Origin of the sequence: Microbacterium horticulturae (genome assembly GCF_029094505.1) — a bacterium.
Lineage (GTDB): Bacteria > Actinomycetota > Actinomycetes > Actinomycetales > Microbacteriaceae > Microbacterium > Microbacterium horticulturae.
In genome coordinates this window covers 832,091-845,895 of record NZ_CP119108.1, presented here as the reverse complement: position 1 = coordinate 845,895, position 13,805 = coordinate 832,091, and the positions used below count along the sequence as shown (strand labels likewise).

General features: G+C 68.1%; 16 protein-coding genes and 1 tRNA gene. 6 read left to right on the top strand and 11 right to left on the bottom strand.

Annotation, left to right across the window (positions count from 1 at the left end):
* Window positions 1-20: 20 nt before the first annotated feature.
* The 3 genes from PU630_RS03900 to rplJ all read right to left on the bottom strand — a co-directional run bounded on the left by PU630_RS03900 (window position 21) and on the right by rplJ (window position 3,516).
* Window positions 21-2,480 carry an HAD-IC family P-type ATPase gene (locus PU630_RS03900; protein ID WP_275279044.1) on the bottom strand — a complete coding sequence of 820 codons (2,460 nt, stop codon included), beginning with the start codon at window positions 2,478-2,480 and terminating at the stop codon, window positions 21-23.
* A gap of 91 nt (window positions 2,481-2,571) precedes the next feature.
* A complete protein-coding gene (rplL, locus tag PU630_RS03895; protein ID WP_275279043.1) occupies window positions 2,572-2,958 on the bottom strand; it encodes a 50S ribosomal protein L7/L12 in 387 nt (128 codons plus the stop codon).
* A gap of 42 nt (window positions 2,959-3,000) precedes the next feature.
* Window positions 3,001-3,516, bottom strand: a complete 516-nt coding sequence (rplJ, locus tag PU630_RS03890; RefSeq protein ID WP_275279042.1) for a 50S ribosomal protein L10 — start codon at window positions 3,514-3,516, stop codon at window positions 3,001-3,003.
* Between the two features lie 347 nt (window positions 3,517-3,863).
* On the opposite strand from rplJ, the gene PU630_RS03885 reads away from it, so the two are divergent.
* On the top strand, window positions 3,864-4,169 hold the full coding sequence (locus PU630_RS03885) for a hypothetical protein (RefSeq protein ID WP_275279041.1): 306 nt from the start codon (window positions 3,864-3,866) through the stop codon (window positions 4,167-4,169).
* Between the two features lie 10 nt (window positions 4,170-4,179).
* On the opposite strand, the gene PU630_RS03880 is transcribed toward PU630_RS03885, so the two are convergent.
* Complete coding sequence (locus PU630_RS03880; protein ID WP_275279040.1) at window positions 4,180-4,482, bottom strand: 4a-hydroxytetrahydrobiopterin dehydratase; 303 nt, start codon at window positions 4,480-4,482, stop codon at window positions 4,180-4,182.
* Between the two features lie 102 nt (window positions 4,483-4,584).
* On the opposite strand from PU630_RS03880, the gene PU630_RS03875 reads away from it, so the two are divergent.
* From PU630_RS03875 to PU630_RS03865, 3 genes are all read left to right on the top strand, one after another.
* Entirely contained in the window at window positions 4,585-5,211 is a 627-nt protein-coding gene (locus PU630_RS03875) for a YqaJ viral recombinase family protein (protein WP_275279039.1), read from the top strand.
* 123 nt (window positions 5,212-5,334) lie between these two features.
* Window positions 5,335-7,062 carry an MDR family MFS transporter gene (locus tag PU630_RS03870; RefSeq protein WP_275279038.1) on the top strand — a complete coding sequence of 576 codons (1,728 nt, stop codon included), beginning with the start codon at window positions 5,335-5,337 and terminating at the stop codon, window positions 7,060-7,062.
* A complete protein-coding gene (locus tag PU630_RS03865; protein ID WP_275279037.1) occupies window positions 7,059-7,586 on the top strand; it encodes a MarR family winged helix-turn-helix transcriptional regulator in 528 nt (175 codons plus the stop codon). Before PU630_RS03870 ends, PU630_RS03865 begins: the two co-directional genes overlap by 4 nt.
* On the opposite strand, the gene PU630_RS03860 is transcribed toward PU630_RS03865, so the two are convergent.
* Window positions 7,540-8,433 carry a LysR family transcriptional regulator ArgP gene (locus PU630_RS03860; protein ID WP_428981992.1) on the bottom strand — a complete coding sequence of 298 codons (894 nt, stop codon included), beginning with the start codon at window positions 8,431-8,433 and terminating at the stop codon, window positions 7,540-7,542. The genes PU630_RS03865 and PU630_RS03860 overlap by 47 nt on opposite strands.
* A gap of 71 nt (window positions 8,434-8,504) precedes the next feature.
* On the opposite strand from PU630_RS03860, the gene PU630_RS03855 reads away from it, so the two are divergent.
* A complete protein-coding gene (locus tag PU630_RS03855) occupies window positions 8,505-9,152 on the top strand; it encodes a LysE/ArgO family amino acid transporter (RefSeq protein WP_275279035.1) in 648 nt (215 codons plus the stop codon).
* A gap of 19 nt (window positions 9,153-9,171) precedes the next feature.
* A complete protein-coding gene (locus PU630_RS03850; protein WP_275279034.1) occupies window positions 9,172-9,447 on the top strand; it encodes an acylphosphatase in 276 nt (91 codons plus the stop codon).
* Between the two features lie 77 nt (window positions 9,448-9,524).
* Here the strand turns inward: PU630_RS03850 and rplA are convergent, their stop codons facing one another.
* From rplA to PU630_RS03820, 6 genes are all read right to left on the bottom strand, one after another.
* Window positions 9,525-10,214 carry a 50S ribosomal protein L1 gene (gene rplA, locus PU630_RS03845; RefSeq protein WP_275279033.1) on the bottom strand — a complete coding sequence of 230 codons (690 nt, stop codon included), beginning with the start codon at window positions 10,212-10,214 and terminating at the stop codon, window positions 9,525-9,527.
* A 14-nt stretch (window positions 10,215-10,228) separates the two neighbouring features.
* Window positions 10,229-10,660 carry a 50S ribosomal protein L11 gene (gene rplK / locus PU630_RS03840; RefSeq protein WP_275279032.1) on the bottom strand — a complete coding sequence of 144 codons (432 nt, stop codon included), beginning with the start codon at window positions 10,658-10,660 and terminating at the stop codon, window positions 10,229-10,231.
* A 91-nt stretch (window positions 10,661-10,751) separates the two neighbouring features.
* A complete protein-coding gene (nusG, locus tag PU630_RS03835; RefSeq protein ID WP_275279031.1) occupies window positions 10,752-11,834 on the bottom strand; it encodes a transcription termination/antitermination protein NusG in 1,083 nt (360 codons plus the stop codon).
* Window positions 11,835-11,873: 39 nt separating this feature from the next.
* A complete protein-coding gene (gene secE, locus PU630_RS03830) occupies window positions 11,874-12,152 on the bottom strand; it encodes a preprotein translocase subunit SecE (protein WP_275279030.1) in 279 nt (92 codons plus the stop codon).
* A 46-nt stretch (window positions 12,153-12,198) separates the two neighbouring features.
* Window positions 12,199-12,271 (bottom strand) — tRNA-Trp (locus PU630_RS03825).
* A gap of 164 nt (window positions 12,272-12,435) precedes the next feature.
* On the bottom strand, window positions 12,436-13,800 hold the full coding sequence (locus PU630_RS03820) for an NAD-dependent succinate-semialdehyde dehydrogenase (protein WP_275279029.1): 1,365 nt from the start codon (window positions 13,798-13,800) through the stop codon (window positions 12,436-12,438).
* Window positions 13,801-13,805: the final 5 nt, after the last annotated feature.

Below are 13,805 nucleotides of genomic sequence, written 5' to 3'. Positions count from 1 at the left end.
CTATGGGAGCGGTCCCACGCTCAGAGCAGCGGCTCGGTGCGACGCAGCCACACGCGCTGCAGCAGGAATGCGATCCCGATCAGCATGATCCCGGCCGCGCCGATCGCCCACACCAGCTCCAGCAGCGCCGCGCGCATGGGCACGAGCTGGAAGAACCACGTCGTCAGCGGCATCCAGATCACGACGAGATAACCCGCCACCATCGCGGCCACTATGAGCGCCTTGGTCCCGGTCAGGGGCAGCGAGACGAGCACGAGCACCCACAGCCCGAGGATCGCCACCAGTGTCGTCGACGCCGTGCGCACCTCTGCCATGGGCAGCTGCCACACCTCCCGTCCGATGCGTGAGAGCACCGTCATCCCGATTCCGACGACGAAGCCCGCCGGCACGGCGATCGTCAGCGTACGGCGCAGAAAGCCCGGCCGATAGCGTCGCGCGTTCGGCAGCAGTGCCAGGAAGAACGCGGGGATGCCGATGGTGAACCCGTCGGTGATCGACAGCTGCCGCGGCAGGAACGGGATCCGCATGATGAGCGCGCCGAACAGGATGCTGATGACCGACGCGTACACGGTCTTGGTGAGGAACAGCACGGCCACCCGCTCGATGTTGGCGATGACTCGGCGGCCCTCGTCGACCACGTGCGGCAGGTGCTCGAAACGCCCATCGAGCAGCACCAGCTGCGCGACCGCCTTGGTGGCGGCCGAGCCGGTGTTTATGGCGATGCCGATGTCGGCCTGTTTGATGGCGAGCGCGTCGTTGACCCCGTCGCCGGTCATCGCGACGGTGTGCCGGTGCTTCTGCAGCGCCACCACCATGTTCTTCTTCTGCTCGGGCGTGACCCGGCCGAACACGGTGTGCGCATCCATGGCGTCGGCGAGCGCGTCGGCGTCGTCGGGCAGGGTGCGGGCGTCGCAGCCGGATCCCGCGTCGATACCGACCTGCCGGGCGATCGCTGCGACCGTTTCGTGGTCGTCACCGGAGATGACCTTCACGGCGACGCCCTGTCGGGCGAAGTATTCGAGGGTGGATGCCGCATCCTCGCGCACGCGCTCGCGCAGGGTGAGCAGCGCCACCGGGTGCAGTCCGTCGGGCAGTCGCTCGGCGGCGACGTCGTCGGGGGTCAGCGGATGCGGGCTGTGCGCGAGCAGGATCGTGCGGCGACCGCCCGCCGCAAGCTCGTGCACGGCGGCGGCCAAGGTGGCCTCGCCCTCTTCGGCCGCCTCCCCTTCCCACGGCACGGCGCGGTGCAGGGCGTCGTCGATCACGAGCGCGGGCGCGCCCAGGACCCAGGTGCCTCCGATACCCGCAAGGGTCGCGGCGCTCCACTTGCGGGCCGACGAGAAGGTGATCTCGTGCTCCACCACGGGCAGGCGCTCTGCGGTGTACTGCCCAGCCAGGCTCCGCGCGGTGGCGTTGGCCTCGGGGTCGGCGCCGAACCACGCGAGGGCGGTACGCCATCCCTCGGCACGCCGGGTGTCGAGCGCGTGCTCAGCGTCGAAGGCGATGTCGCCGTAAGTGAGGGTGCCGGTCTTGTCGAGGCAGACGACGTCGACGCGCGCGAGGCCCTCGACCGCCGGCAGCTCTTGCACGAGCACCTGCTGGCCCGCCAGCCGCGCGGCACCCACCGCGAAGGCGATGCTGGTCAGCAGCACGAGGCCGAGCGGGATCATGGCGATGATCACCGCGATGGAGTCGACGGCCGCGAGCGTCCAGGCGCCGGTGCGCAGCGCATGCGACCACCCGCCGTGTATCTGCACCTGCGCGTTGGTGACGAGCAGGGCTGCCGGGCCGATCCCCCAGGCCACCCAAGCGAGAATGCGGTTCACCGAGTGACGCAGTTCGGAGCTCGCCAGCTGGAAGCGCTTGGCCTCGTGCGCGAAGCGGTTCGCATACGCGTCCCCGGCGACCCGGACGGCGCGGGCGACGGCGTGGCCGGCGACCACGATGGAGCCGGAGAGGACCTCATCTCCGGCATCCTTCTCCACCGGGGCTGCCTCGCCGGTGAGCATCGATTCGTCGATCTCGAGCCAGTTCTCGCGCACGACGACAGCGTCGGCCGAGACCTGATCGCCTGCGCGCAGCACGAGCAGGTCGTCGATGACCACGTCGCCCGGGGCGATCTCGTGGTCCGCGCCGTCGCGGCGCACGCGGGCGTGCGGGGCGTTGAGCAATGCGAGCCGGTCGAGTGCGATCTTCGCGCGGATCTCCTGATAACAGCCGACGAGGGTATTGAAGATGGCCGACAGGCCGAACAACGCGTCCTGCCAGTGGCCGAGCACGAGCAGAGCGGCGAAGCATGCGAAGACGATCGCGTTGAAGAGGGTGAAGACGTTCGCCCGCACGATGGTCCACCAGGTGCGGCTGGTGTCGGCAGCGAACGCATTCGTGCGGCCGTCGGCCACACGCGCAGCCACCTCGGCGGAACTGAGACCGGCGAGGTCATCGACCGGCACCGCAGGAGGAGGCGCCGCGGCATCCATGATCCACAGCGTAGACGAGCGAAGGCCCCGAGCGCAGTGCTCGGGGCCTTCGAAGAAAGTCAGGCGGACCGGGGTGCCGGCCCGGCCGAACTCACTTGAGGGTGACGGTGGCGCCGGCCTCTTCGAGGGAAGCCTTGGCCTTCTCGGCGGTCTCCTTGTTGGCGCCCTCCAGAACCGGCTTGGGCGCGCCGTCGACGACAGCCTTCGCGTCGCCGAGGCCGAGCGAGGTGAGCTCGCGGACGACCTTGATGACCTGGATCTTCTTGTCGCCGACCGACTCGAGGATGACGTCGAACGAGTCCTTCTCCTCGGCCTCTTCGGCCGGGGCTGCGCCACCGGGCGCGGCAGCGGCCACGGCGACCGGAGCGGCGGCGGTGACCTCGAAGGTCTCCTCGAACTTCTTGACGAACTCGCTGAGCTCGATGAGCGAGAGCTCCTTGAAGGCGTCGAGCAGCTCGTCAGTGCTGAGCTTTGCCATGATGTTTCTCCTTGATCGGGGTTTGTTCTAGCCGTGCCTTGTTCAGGCAGCGGACTCCTGCTTCTCGCGCAGCGCGTCGACCGTGCGAACGGCCTTCGACAGCGGCGCATTGAAGAGATATGCCGCCTGGAACAGCGAGGCCTTGAAGGCGCCGGCGAGCTTCGCCAGCAGGACTTCACGGCTCTCGAGGTCGGCGAGCTTGGTGACCTCTTCCGGGGTCAGGGGGGCTCCGTCGAAGAAACCGCCCTTGACGACCAGCAGAGGGTGTGCCTTGGCGAAGTCGCGCAGGCCCTTCGCGACGGTGACCGGGTCACCGTGCACGAACGCGATGGCCGACGGACCCTTGAGGTCGTCGTCCAGCGTCGAGATCCCTGCCTTGTTGGCAGCGATCTTGGTCAGCGTGTTCTTCACCACGGCGTACTCCGCGTCCTGACGGATGCTGTTGCGGAGCTCCTTGAGCTCTGCAACCGTCAGACCGCGGTACTCGGTGAGCAGAACGGCAGTCGAGTCCTCGAAGTTCTTCGTGAGCTCGGCGACCGCCTGGTCCTTCTGCGCCATGGCCACTCCTTGTCTGTACCTGGCGGCCCGCGGTGGCGGGGCGCCTGCCTCAGATCTCCGTGGCACACGCAACAGAAAAGCTCCGGCGCAGGGCGCACGGAGCTTCAAGAAGAACTTTCGTGTCACCTGCGCGGGCCCCTGCGATGCAGTGCTTCGATCCGTTCGCTTGCGCGTGCGGATGACCGGCGGTCTTCGGCATCGACAAGTCTACGGGATCCCGCGGGGTGCTCCAAATCGCGGCATCCCTTCCTCCCCAACGACACCGCCAGCAGCCGTCTCCACAGAAGAGGGGTGGATGCCGCATCCGCGGCGTCTCCGAGTCCGAGGCATCCTCTACCGTCACCGTCATGCCCCACCTCACCGACGTCCCGCCCCGTTCACGCGAAGCCGCCTACCCAGTGCCTTGGCTCGTCGACCGCAGCCGGCTGCCATGGTGCACGCTGCGCAACGTCGGCGCCGAACGCGTGACGGACGTGGCGACCCAGTTCTTCGGCGATGGGTGGGCCGAACCGGCCGTTCCGCGCGCGAGCCTCTCTCCCGGCGACGAGCTGCAGATAGTGTTCTTCGGCGAGCGCGCCATCGCCTCGGGCCAGGTGACCGTGCACTGGCGACGTCCCGACGGACGTGAGTACGCGTGGACGTTCGTCTGCTGACCGCGCCCCGTCACCCCGCGGCATCCACCCCCAATTCGCGCGCCGCGCGCGAGATCGCCGCCGCCAGATCGGCGTCCTTCGCGGTGAGACCGCCGGCATCGTGGCTGACGAGCCGGACCGTGACAGCGGGATAGGTGACCTCCACATCGGGGTGGTGATTGGCGGTCTCGGCCAGCTCGGCGATCGTGGCGAACAGGCGCGCACCCGTCGCGAAGTCGCCGGTGGCGAAGCGCACGCGCGCCCCGTCGCCTTCTGCCTGCCAATCGTCGACGCCGCCGCCGGCACGGAACTGTTCGAACGTGATGGTGTCCATGCTCTCGACCCTGCCACCCAGCGCGCAGAGCGCAACCCCCAGAGCGCAACCCCCAAGGCGAGCCGTCCGGGAACCCGCGCGCACGGGGCGTACCCTCGATCTGTGACCCCCGAGCTCGAAGCACGCATCGTCGCGGACTCCCGCGACCGGGTCGCGTGGCTGCGAGCCCGCTCGCGCGGCATCACCGCGACCGACGTCGCACATCTCACGAGCGAACGGGCCATCACCCGCGCGGCACAGACCAAGCTGCGCGGCAGCGGATTCACCGGCAACGTCTACACCGAGCACGGCCGCCGCCGCGAACCCGAGATCGCCGCGTGGGTCGCGGCGACCCACGGCATCCAGCCCTCCTCGGCGCTGTTCCGCGCCCTCGTCGAGCCGCGGCATCTGGCCACCCCAGACGGGATCATGCAGGATGCCGACGGACGCATCACCCTTGCCGAGATCAAGACCACCAACAAGGCGTGGCGCAGCATCCCCCGCTCGTATCTGCGACAGGTGTGGTGGCAGCAGCACGTGCTCGGCGCCGAGCGCACCCTCGTCACCTGGGAGCAGCACGTCGACTTCGTGCCGGTCGGCGACGAGCCGAAATGCGCGTGGGTCGACCGCGACGAGACCGAGATCGGCAAGCTCGTGAGGCTCGCCACCGCCCTCATCGACGAGCTGTACCGGGTGACACATCCTTCCCCCTCACGAGAAGTGCATCGAGCCCTCGCGCTGGCCGACTGACGTTAGTTGCGAAACGTCAACAATCGATCTATAGTTGACAAATCTCAACTGTTGACCATCGTCAACCATCTGCGCCAGCGTCGTCGCGCATCAATCCGCACCCTCATCCTCTGAAGGATCTGCATGTCCAAAACTCCCTCTGTCGCCGGCGAGAAGCCGGCCATGTCACACCGGCAGGTACTCGAGGCGCTGTCCGGCCTCATCCTGGGCATGTTCGTGTCGATGCTCGCGTCGACCGTCGTGTCCAGCTCGCTTCCGGTCATCGTCCATGACCTCAAGGGCAACCAGACCGCCTACACCTGGGTGGTCACCTCCACGCTTCTGGCAACGGCCATCGCCACCCCGATCTGGGGCAAGCTGGCCGACCTCTTCAACCGCAAGTTCCTCTATCAGCTTGCGATCGTGATCTTCGTGCTCGCGACGGCCGTCGCCGGGTTCTCGCAAGACACCAACATGCTCATCGCCGCGCGCACCGTGCAGGGTCTCGGCGCCGGCGGCCTCGCCGCCCTCAGCCAGGTCATCATGGCCGACATCCTCAGCCCGCGCGAGCGCGGCAAGTACATGGGCCTGTTCGGCGCCGTGATGGCGGTCTCGACCGTCGGCGGCCCGCTGCTCGGCGGCGTGCTGACCGACACCCTGAGCTGGCGCTGGAACTTCTACGTCTCCCTTCCGGTCGCCGTGATCGCACTGATCATCGTTCAGAAGACACTGCATCTGTCGGCCAACAAACGCCGCAAGGTCTCGATCGACTACGTCGGCATCGTGCTGTTGGCCGCGGCATCCGCCCTCATCATGATCTGGGTGAGCAATGCCGGCACCGACACCACGGGCGACTGGTGGACCAACAACGCCTGGTGGAGCTTCACGACCGTCTGGATGGTCGGTGGCGCCATCCTGGCCACGGTGCTGTTCATCATCTTCGAGCTGCGCTCCAAGGAGCCGCTGGTCCCCCTCACGATGTTCCGCAACCGCACCTTCACCCTCGCGGTCATCGCCTCGATCTCCACGGGCATCGCCATGTTCGGCGCCTCGGTGTTCCTCAGCCAGTACATGCAGCTGGCGCGCGGGGCCACGCCGACCCAGGCGGGCCTGATGACGATCCCGATGATCGCCGGTCTGCTGCTGGCGTCTGTGTTCATCGGGATGCTGATCTCGCGGTACGGGCACTGGAAGCCGTACCTGCTGCTCGGCGCTGTGCTGCTGATCGCCGGCTCATACACACTGTCGACCATCCACTACGACACGAACTTCGTGCTGGTCTCGGTGTACATGTTCCTGCTCGGCGCGGGCGTGGGCATGACGATGCAGAACCTCGTGCTCGTCGTGCAGAACACCTGCAGGCCCGAAGAGCTCGGCGTCGCCAGCTCGGGCGTCACGTTCTTCCGCACCTTGGGTGGAACGATCGGCGTCTCGGTCATGGGCGCTGCCCTGTCGACCAAGGTCATCCAGCTCATGGGCGACAACAAGGAGAACCTGATCACGGCGATCATGAGCCTGGGCGACAAGGCGCAGTACTGGCAGCAGCAGCTGACCAGCGGGACGCTCCCCCAGGTCTCGACGATGCCGCACGCGCTGCGCATCATCATCGAGGACATCTACGCGCAGGGCATCTCGCACTCGTTCCTGATCGCTGTTCCGTTCGCGGTGCTGAGCCTGCTGGCGATCGTGTTCGTCCCGAACAAGCCGCTCACGCGCATGACCAACGTCGAGCGCATGGAGGCCGGCGAGGCCGACCTGGCCACCGTTTCGGTCTCCGAGGGCATGGACGCGCTGTCGGCCACCGGCAGCGTCACGACCGTGACCGGCGGGGATGTCCCCACCCGACGCTCTGCGAGGTCTGAGGAATCATGATCAGCCCCTCCCGCTCCGAGGCGACGCCCGACGGCGCCGCCTCGGGGCAGGATCCCCGCCATGACGCCGTCCGCGACATGGAAGGCGCGTTCTCGCTGCTGTTCACACAGCTGCGCAGATCGTATGCGGAGGCCGCGGAAGGCGTCAGCCCCGGCCTGCTGCCCGGAACCTTCAAGGTGTTCACGGTCATCGACCAGATCGGCCCGGTGAGCGCCTCCACGCTCGCCGAGCGCCTGAACACCGACAAGGGCGGCATCAGCCGCGCGGTCACCGAGTTGGAGGGCCTCGGGCTCATCGAGCGTGAGCTCGACCCCGACGATGCCCGCATCCGCCTGATCTCGGTCACCCCGCTGGGCAGCGAGCGCCTTCAGACCGTCCGCTTCCCGTTCGTCGACCGACTCGAGCAAGCGACGAACGGGTGGAGCCTGGAGTCGATGGAGCGACTGTCGGGCCTCGTCCGGGCCCTGGCATCCACCATCATCCGCCCGCGGGAAGACGACGCAGCACCCGACGACCCTCGCTGATCACCTCGGCCGCGACGGCATCGAGCAGCGGTGACCGCAGATTCCACTGCTGCCAGTGCAGCGGCACGTCGACCGGCTCGCCGCCCAGTCGTACGAGCGACCCGTCGGCCAGCCCCTCGTCGGATTGAAAGCCGGGCAGCAGCCCCCAGCCCATGCCCAGGAACACGGCCCGCGCGAAGTCGCTCGATGCCGGGATGTACTGCCTCGGCGCCGCGGCCGCCAAGCCCTGTGTCCGCAGCCAGGTCGACTGCAGCTCGTCGCGCCGATCGAAGTAGACGACCGGCGCCTCGGCCATCGCCTCCGATGTGAGCCCGTCGCTCAGCCAGGTCTGCACGTAACCGGGCGTCGCGACCGCCTCATACCGCATCGCCCCCAGCGGCTCGACGCGACATCCGGCTACCGGCTGCGACCGTGAGGTGACCGCGCCCATGACCGCGCCGCTCTCGAGCAGGCCCGCGGTGAAGTCCTGGTCATCGCGGTGCAGGTCGAAGACGACGGGATGCCGCTGCATGAGCCGCGCGAGCGGATCGAGGAACCACGTCGTCAGCGAATCGGCGTTGACGGCGAGCGGGATGCTCGTGCGCGCCGCATCGTCACCGAGACCGGCGAGCGCATCGTGCTCGAGCAGTGCGAGCTGACGCGCAAGGCGCACGATGGCGTCACCCGTCGGCGTCGCCCGCGCGGGTTTGGCGCGGATGAGCACGACCTGACCGAGCTGCTCTTCAAGCGCCTTCACGCGTTGACTGACGGCGCTGGGAGTGACGTGCAGGCGGCGGGCCGCAGCATCCAGCGTTCCCTCGTCCACGATCACGGCGAGGGTCTCGGCGAGCTCGAACGGGATACGCATCATCAGTCATGCTAATGCTGCGTAAGGACCATGAGCTGTACTTCATGCGGCCGCGCTCGTAGCGTCAAAAGGTGCTCAGCCCCGTTCTCGCCGGTCTTGGACTCGGCCTGTCGCTCATCATCGCCATCGGCGCGCAGAACATGTTCGTGCTGCGCCAGGGGCTGCGTCGCGAGCACATCCTGGCCGTCGTGCTCATCTGCACGGCGTCGGACGCCACGCTGATCCTGCTCGGCGTCTCGGGCCTCGGGCTCGCACTGCAGGCGCTGCCATGGCTCGTCGACGCCGTGCGCTGGGTGGGAGCAGCGTTCCTGCTCACCTACGCCGTGCTGGCCGCACGCCGCGCGATACGCCCGACCGGCGAGGCCCTGCACGCCGCGTCATCGTCGCCTGCGGCATCCCCCGCCGACGGCACCGTCGCGACGGCGACCCGCACCGCGCTCCCGGTGGTTCTCGCCTGCCTGGCGCTGACCTGGCTCAACCCGCATGTGTACCTCGACACGGTGTTTCTGCTCGGCACCGTCGCGAACACGCACGGCGACGCTCGCTGGTGGTTCGCGCTCGGCGCCGCCTGCGCCAGCGCGCTCTGGTTCTTCGGCCTGGGATTCGGCGCGCGCCTGCTCGGCCCGTGGCTGGCGACGCCGCGCGCGTGGCGCATCGTCGACTGCGCGATCGCCGTGATCATGGCGGCACTCGCGGTGAACCTCGCGCTGGGCGCCTGAGCGCTGGCACGATGGACCCATGCGACGGGTGCATGTGATCGTCTCGGGCGAGGTCCAGGGCGTCGGCTACCGCTACACGATGCGCATGGAGGCCGACGAGGCCGGCGTGAGCGGCTGGGTGCGCAACCGCCGCGACGGCACGGTCGAGGCCGAGGTCGAGGGCACCGACGAGCAGGTCGACCGGATCTTGGCCTGGATGGCCGAGGGTCCGCCCGGCTCGCGGGTGACCGGAGCGGAGGTGCGGGATGCCGCACCCACCGGCGAGCACGGCTTCGAGGTGCGCGCCACGGCGTGAGAAGCGGCATCCACCCGTCCAGACGCGAAACGGGGCCCCGCCCGAAGGCGGAACCCCGTTTCGCGTGAGTGTCAGACTCAGATGGCGTTGACGTCCAGCGGGATGCCGGGGCCGAACGTGGTCGACACGGCGCCCTTCTGGATGTAACGGCCCTTCGAGCTGGCGGGCTTGAGACGCACGATCTCTTCGAGCGCCGTCTTCAGGTTCTCGTCGAGCTGCTCAGCCGTGAACGAGGCCTTGCCGACGATGAAGTGCACGTTGGCGTGCTTGTCGACACGGAACTCGATCTTGCCGCCCTTGATCTCCTCGACGGCCTTGGCCGGGTTCGGGGTCACGGTGCCGGTCTTCGGGTTCGGCATCAGGCCACGGGGACCCAGCACCTTGCCGAGACGACCGACCTGGCCCATGAGCTCGGGCGTGGCGACGGCCGCATCGAAGTCGGTCCACCCGCCGGCGACCTTCTCGATGAGCTCGGTGCTGCCGACCTCGTCGGCGCCGGCGGCCAGAGCCGCCTCAGCGGCCGGGCCGTTCGCGAACACGATGACGCGGGCGGTCTTGCCGGTGCCGTGCGGCAGCATGACGGTGCCGCGCACCATCTGGTCGGCCTTGCGCGGGTCGACCGAGAGCTTGAGCGCGACCTCGACGGTCGAGTCGAACTTCTTCGACCCGGTCTCCTTCGCGAGCGCGACGGCCTCGGTCGGGGTGTAGTACTTGTCTGCCTCGATCTTCTCGACGGCAGCCTTGTAAGCCTTGGACTTGGTAGCCATGTTCGTTACTCCCCTCAGTCCTCGACCGTGATGCCCATGGAACGGGCGGTGCCGGCGATGATCTTCGAGGCGGCCTCGATGTCGTTCGCGTTCAGGTCGGGCTGCTTGGTCTCGGCGATCTGACGCACCTGCTCCTTGGTGAGCTTTCCGACCTTGTCGGTGTGCGGAACGGACGAACCCTTCGGGACGCCCGCGGCCTTCTTGATGAGCTCAGCGGCCGGCGGGGTCTTCAGGACGAAGGTGAAGCTGCGGTCCTCGTAGACGGTGATCTCCACGGGGATGACGTTGCCGCGCTGCGACTCGGTCGCCGCGTTGTACGCCTTGCAGAACTCCATGATGTTGACGCCGTGCTGACCGAGCGCAGGCCCGATCGGCGGCGCCGGGTTGGCGGCGCCGGCGTTGATCTGGAGCTTGATCAGGCCGGTCACCTTCTTCTTCGGTGCCATGTTGTTTCCTTTCATCGAATCGGATGCCAGCGGCATCCGTTCTCCCACGCGTCCGGATGGACGGTGGTGTCTGTACGACGCGCAGAGCGCGTCAAATCATCTTGGTGACCTGGTCGAAGCTCAGCTCGACCGGCGTCTCGCGCTCGAACAGCGAGACGAGGACGGTCAGCTTGCCGCTGGCCGGCTGGATCTCGCTGATCGTGCCCGGCAGGCCCGCGAACGAGCCGTCCTTGATGGTGATGGTCTCGCCGACCTCGAAGTCGACCTCGGCGGGGATGACGCGCGCGGCGACCGGCGCGCCCTTGGCGGCACCGCCCTTGGCCGGTGCGACCTCTTTGATCTCAACGAGCGACTTCAGCATGTTGAAGGCCTCTTCGAAGCGCAGCGGGGTCGGGTTGTGCGCGTTGCCGACGAAGCCGGTCACGCCCGGTGTGTGGCGGACGACCGACCAGGTGTCTTCGTTCAGTTCCATGCGCACGAGCACGTAACCGGGAATGCGCACCCGGTTGACCATCTTGCGCTGGCCGTTCTTGATCTCGACGACGTCCTCCATGGGGACCTCGACCTGGTAGATGTCGTCTTCGACCTCGAGCGTCGACTTGCGCTGCTCGATGTTGGCCTTCACCTTGCGCTCGAAGCCGGCGTAGGAGTGGATGACGTACCACTTGCCCGGCAGCGACCGCAGCTCGGTGCGGAAGGTCTCGTACGGGTCTTCGTCTTCGGCAGCGTCGGCCTCGGCCTCGTCGACGACCTCGGCCGCGGCATCCACCTCTTCGGTGAACTCCTCGTCGAGGACCGGACGATCCTCTTCGCCGTTCACGTCGGGGCCGTCGTAGGGGGCCACCTCTTCTTCGGCCTCGGCAGCACGGCGCTGCTGCTCGTCTGCGGCGTCGTCGTTGAGGACCTCGGCCGCAGCCTCGGCCTCAGCCGTTTCGTCGATGTGCAGTGCGTCGTTCACGATGGCGTCCGCCTCCGGGTCGTCGATGTCGATGTCGTCGAGTTCGTCCGAGTCGCCTTCTGCGTTCTCGCCCTCGACATGGAGAGCCGTGTGCTCGGCGGCGTCGGCAGAGCGCTGCTGCGCCTCGAGCACGTTGCCCTCCTGGGCCTCGTCGTCCTCACTGGACTGCTCGGCGGCGGTCGCCCAATCGGCGTCGTCGGTGTACTTCTCAGACACTTAGTTCTCTTCCGTTCGTGGAGGCGGCGGACCCGCGGGTCACACGCCGCCCGGGTTGCCGAACACCCAGCTCGTCACCATCGTGAACAGGAGGTCGAGCCCCCAGACGATGGCCATCACCACGACGACGAACCCGATCGAGACCAGCGAGTACTTGATCAGCTCCTGCCGCGTGGGGACGACGACCTTGCGGAGTTCAGCGAAGACCTGGCGGATGAAGATGGCGATACGTGCGAAGATGTTGGGCTTGCGCTCGCCCTTCGCGCGCGGCCGGTCGGTTGCGGCGACGATCTCGCCGTTCGGCTCGTCCTGGACCATCGACTCCACCTGAATCGTCTTCGTGATGTCAGCATGCGCTGACGCGCAGGGCGGACAGGAATCGAACCTGCAACCTGCGGTTTTGGAGACCGCTGCTCTGCCAATTGAGCTACCGCCCTAGAGACCCTTGCGAGCCTCACAGTGATCGCATTCCGGCGCCGTGTCGGTGACCTCAGGGGTGTTGCCCGAGACGCCGGGCACGGCGAAAGAATGCAGTTATCAACTGCCTCTCCAGTGTACGGCATGGCCTCCCCCGGCGCGAACCGAGGGAAGCCGAACACCGTCAGGGGCCGACGCGCACGAGCTTCTTGTTCACGAACTCGTCGGCCGCGAGCAGCCCGAGCTCACGCGAGGTGCCGCTGCGCTTCACGCCGCCGAAGGGCAGTTCGGGGCTGTCGGCGAGCACGAGGTTCACGTACACCATGCCCGCGTCGATCCCGTCGGCCACCCGCTGCGCCTGCTCGGGGTCGGTGGTGAACACGTACGAGCCGAGACCGAACGAGGTGTCGTTGGCCAGGGCCACCGCCTCGTCCTCGCCGGCGACGCGATAGACCACCGCGGCGGGGCCGAAGAGCTCCTGCCGGTACACGTCCATCTCGGGCGTGACGTCGGCCAGCACCGTGGGCGCGAAGAACGTGCCCTCGCGGGTGCCGCCGGTGAGCACGGTCGCCCCCTGCGCCACGGCGGTGTCGATCTGTTCCTGCAGGCGAGCCGCGGCCGCCTCGGACGAGAGCGGGCCGAGCACGGTGGCGGCATCGGTGGGGTCGGATGCCGCGACCGCCGCCATCGCGGCGGTGAACTTCTCGGCGAACGCGTCGTAGAGCCCGTCTGTCACGATGAAGCGCTTCGCACCGTTGCAGCTCTGCCCGTTGTTGTCGAGCCGCGCGTCGACGGCGGCCTGCACGACGGTGTCGAGGTCGTCGGTCGACAGCACGATGAACGGGTCGGAGCCACCCAGCTCGAGCGCGACCTTCTTCAGGTTGCGCCCGGCGACCTCGGCCACCGCGGCACCCGCGCGCTCGGAGCCCGTCACCGACACGCCCTGCACGCGCGGGTCGGCGATGATGCGGGCGGCCTGGTCGTTCGTCGCGTACACGTTGACGTACGCCCCGTCAGGCAGCCCTGCGGCCTCGTAGATCTCCTCGAGCAGCGCCGCCGACTCCGGGCACTGCGGCGCATGCTTGAGCAGGATCGTGTTGCCGTTGACGAGGTTGGGCGCAGCGAACCGGGCGACCTGGTAGGCCGGGAAGTTCCAGGGCATGATGCCCAGCAGCACGCCCAGCGGCGCGCGCCGGACCACGGCCGTGCCCTCGCCGAGGATCTCGATCGGCCGATCGGCGGTGATCTCGTCGGCGTGGTCGGCGTAGAACTCGATGATGTCGGCGGCGAAGTCGACCTCGCCCTCGGCTGCGGCGATCGGCTTGCCCATCTCCCGCACGATGATCGCGGCCAACTCGTCGCGGCGCTCGCGGTGCAGTCCGGCGATTCGCCGCACGACGGCGGCCCGCTCGGCGACGGGCGTGTGCGACCAGGTGCCGAAGGCCGCATTCGCCCTGGCGATCGCCGCATCGATCTGTTCGTCGGTGAAGGTGTCGTAGGTGGCGAGGGTCTCGCCGGTGGCGGGGTTGACGACGGCGTAGTCGGTCATGGTGC

What these genes read in the sequence shown, in the direction of transcription:
- PU630_RS03880 (WP_275279040.1), bottom strand. Translation starts at nt 4,482, where the DNA reads ATGGACACCATCACGTTCGAACAGTTCCGTGCCGGCGGCGGCGTCGAC.
- rplK (WP_275279032.1), bottom strand. Translation starts at nt 10,660, where the DNA reads ATGGCACCGAAGAAGAAGGTGACCGGCCTGATCAAGCTCCAGATCAAC.
- secE (WP_275279030.1), bottom strand. Translation starts at nt 12,152, where the DNA reads ATGGTCCAGGACGAGCCGAACGGCGAGATCGTCGCCGCAACCGACCGG.
- PU630_RS03865 (WP_275279037.1), top strand. Translation starts at nt 7,059, where the DNA reads ATGATCAGCCCCTCCCGCTCCGAGGCGACGCCCGACGGCGCCGCCTCG.
- PU630_RS03885 (WP_275279041.1), top strand. Translation starts at nt 3,864, where the DNA reads ATGCCCCACCTCACCGACGTCCCGCCCCGTTCACGCGAAGCCGCCTAC.
- PU630_RS03820 (WP_275279029.1), bottom strand. Translation starts at nt 13,800, where the DNA reads ATGACCGACTACGCCGTCGTCAACCCCGCCACCGGCGAGACCCTCGCC.
- rplA (WP_275279033.1), bottom strand. Translation starts at nt 10,214, where the DNA reads ATGGCTACCAAGTCCAAGGCTTACAAGGCTGCCGTCGAGAAGATCGAG.
- PU630_RS03860 (WP_428981992.1), bottom strand. Translation starts at nt 8,433, where the DNA reads ATGCGTATCCCGTTCGAGCTCGCCGAGACCCTCGCCGTGATCGTGGAC.
- rplJ (WP_275279042.1), bottom strand. Translation starts at nt 3,516, where the DNA reads ATGGCGCAGAAGGACCAGGCGGTCGCCGAGCTCACGAAGAACTTCGAG.
- PU630_RS03900 (WP_275279044.1), bottom strand. Translation starts at nt 2,480, where the DNA reads ATGGATGCCGCGGCGCCTCCTCCTGCGGTGCCGGTCGATGACCTCGCC.
- rplL (WP_275279043.1), bottom strand. Translation starts at nt 2,958, where the DNA reads ATGGCAAAGCTCAGCACTGACGAGCTGCTCGACGCCTTCAAGGAGCTC.
- PU630_RS03870 (WP_275279038.1), top strand. Translation starts at nt 5,335, where the DNA reads ATGTCCAAAACTCCCTCTGTCGCCGGCGAGAAGCCGGCCATGTCACAC.
- PU630_RS03850 (WP_275279034.1), top strand. Translation starts at nt 9,172, where the DNA reads ATGCGACGGGTGCATGTGATCGTCTCGGGCGAGGTCCAGGGCGTCGGC.